This is a genomic window from Streptomyces sp. NPDC002176, assembly GCF_044903645.1.
GTDB lineage: Bacteria > Actinomycetota > Actinomycetes > Streptomycetales > Streptomycetaceae > Streptomyces.
Map to the genome: position 1 here is coordinate 1 of NZ_JBJDQW010000013.1, position 1,920 is coordinate 1,920.

Consider the following 1,920-nt stretch of genomic DNA (forward strand, 5'->3'; position numbering starts at 1 on the left):
TTTTTTTTTGCCTTTTCCAACAATAGAATTTTGCATTTCTTTCGTAACATATTTAGTAATATAGCTTGCTGTTTTTTCCCGACTTCTAATTTTAGTAAGAGTAGTAAAACCATGATCCCAATCACTACAATTATATACTTTCACGCCTTTATGTTTAACGCCTGAATCACGTATAACAGCGTTCAATCCGCCAGTAACACCATGAAAATGAATAGCACCATCTTTATGAAGCTCAGGGATCATAATATAATCGAATTTTCCATGCTTCTTTCTCATACGTTCAAGCCATCGTCCCATTTTCTCAAATGCAACAGCATAATTATATCTATCAGAATCAAAAGTCAAAGTCCAAAAATAGTTGAATTCATTAGATAATACATAATCTTTTATTTTGGTACGAATTTTCCATAGATTTCTAATTTTCTCTAACTCTTTTTCGTCGTCAGTTTTCTCGGTTTTTTCAGAAATAGATACATCGATAGAATCATCATCAATTTTAACGATTAATGCATTCTTATAAACCGTCAATGTCTTGTCGCCGTTGGGATAGGACTTTATTTTAGTCTTGTATAGTCTCGTCATATTTCTTCCGTTAAGTTACCCGTATGTCAAGTAGACGGGCAACAGCGAATCCCCCTTCCTTTTCCATATTTCATCCGAAATGAATAATCAAATATATTGTTAAAAAATGAACAGAGACAATATAGCCGAATTTATGGAAAGGTGCAGAAATGCTTGCCACGCTCACGCGCGGACTGCATTTGCTGCCCCTCTTTCCATAAAAGTCACTTTATATGTTTTCTATCCTTTAATACAACAATTTTTAGTTATCCATTTCATGCTATAATATAGCAATGCGAATGCGTTATTGTCTCATGAATGCCTGCGAAGCGGATTGAACACTAACCATTCGTTTTTTTATATCTTTTTTCAATAAGTTGTCTCGCACTTGAGACAATTCATCTCTATACCAATCTATTTTCGTTTCTAAAGCCTCTGACATATCCGCACCATGTTCTAGCGCCAAATAATCTAATACCTCTAATTGAGCTGTTATAAGTCCAATTTCATAAACAGAATCTTTTGTTTTTTCTTTCATGCTTTTCTCTCCTTAAATTTATTTCGTGTACATATTATGTACATTTAACCGCCTGTTAGAAAGGGCTGTTAATATATCTATAACCGCAAGCATTGACAGCAGGAACCCGCTTACTGTGCAGAAATTAGGAGACTTCAGCCATGGAAACAACCAATCCTAAATTTCCACGCTGAAGCTTCAACAGGATAGCACAGACGCCCTACTGTAAATGCACCGCTACGCTTTGCTCAGATCTAAATCTAAAATAGGTAAACTTTCCATATTTAGCCGCCTGTTAGAGGGAGCTGCTACTAATTAAAGAGTTTTGTTTTCTTTAGCTTTAACATGTTCAAACATAGCGTTAGCTTCTTTAGTCATAGTCATGGAATCCGATTGACGTTTTATCGTATCAACACACATTGCTATATATGCATTCTTAGTAATCCCTATACGCTTTGCTTCAGCTACACAATAATCATTAAGTTCTTCCCCAAGCGACATAGAAAACTTAACATTCCCACTCACGTAATCACCTCCAAATCACTTTTATGTAACTAATATACCACCTGATAGGTTTTCAAGCAACAAAAAACTGCAATAGTTTTCAACCATTGCAGCACATGTTATAATTTATTTGATTTTATAGATCAAGCAAGTATCATTCTCATAGTCTGGTTGCAACCCCAGGCCTAAATCTTGCACACTATACTCAACCGCTGGTACTCTCAACCCACGAGAACACCAGTATTTTTTTTTGCCTTTTCCAACAATAGAATTTTGCATTTCTTTCGTAACATATTTAGTAATATAGCTTGCTGTTTTTTCCCGACTTCTAATTTTAG

At 35.2% G+C, this 1,920-nt stretch carries 4 protein-coding genes; all 4 read right to left on the reverse strand.

Going from position 1 to position 1,920, the window contains the following annotated elements; genetic code table 11:
• Positions 1-582: hypothetical protein (locus ACI2LY_RS30120; RefSeq protein ID WP_358236541.1), on the reverse strand; the 582-nt coding region annotated here is incomplete at its 3' end.
• A 283-nt stretch (positions 583-865) separates the two neighbouring features.
• Complete coding sequence (locus ACI2LY_RS30125; protein WP_350627254.1) at positions 866-1,099, reverse strand: hypothetical protein; 234 nt, start codon at positions 1,097-1,099, stop codon at positions 866-868.
• A 294-nt stretch (positions 1,100-1,393) separates the two neighbouring features.
• Complete coding sequence (locus ACI2LY_RS30130; RefSeq protein WP_350627252.1) at positions 1,394-1,603, reverse strand: hypothetical protein; 210 nt, start codon at positions 1,601-1,603, stop codon at positions 1,394-1,396.
• Positions 1,604-1,708: 105 nt separating this feature from the next.
• On the reverse strand, positions 1,709-1,920 hold a 212-nt coding region (locus tag ACI2LY_RS30135; RefSeq protein ID WP_358236544.1), incomplete at its 5' end, for a hypothetical protein.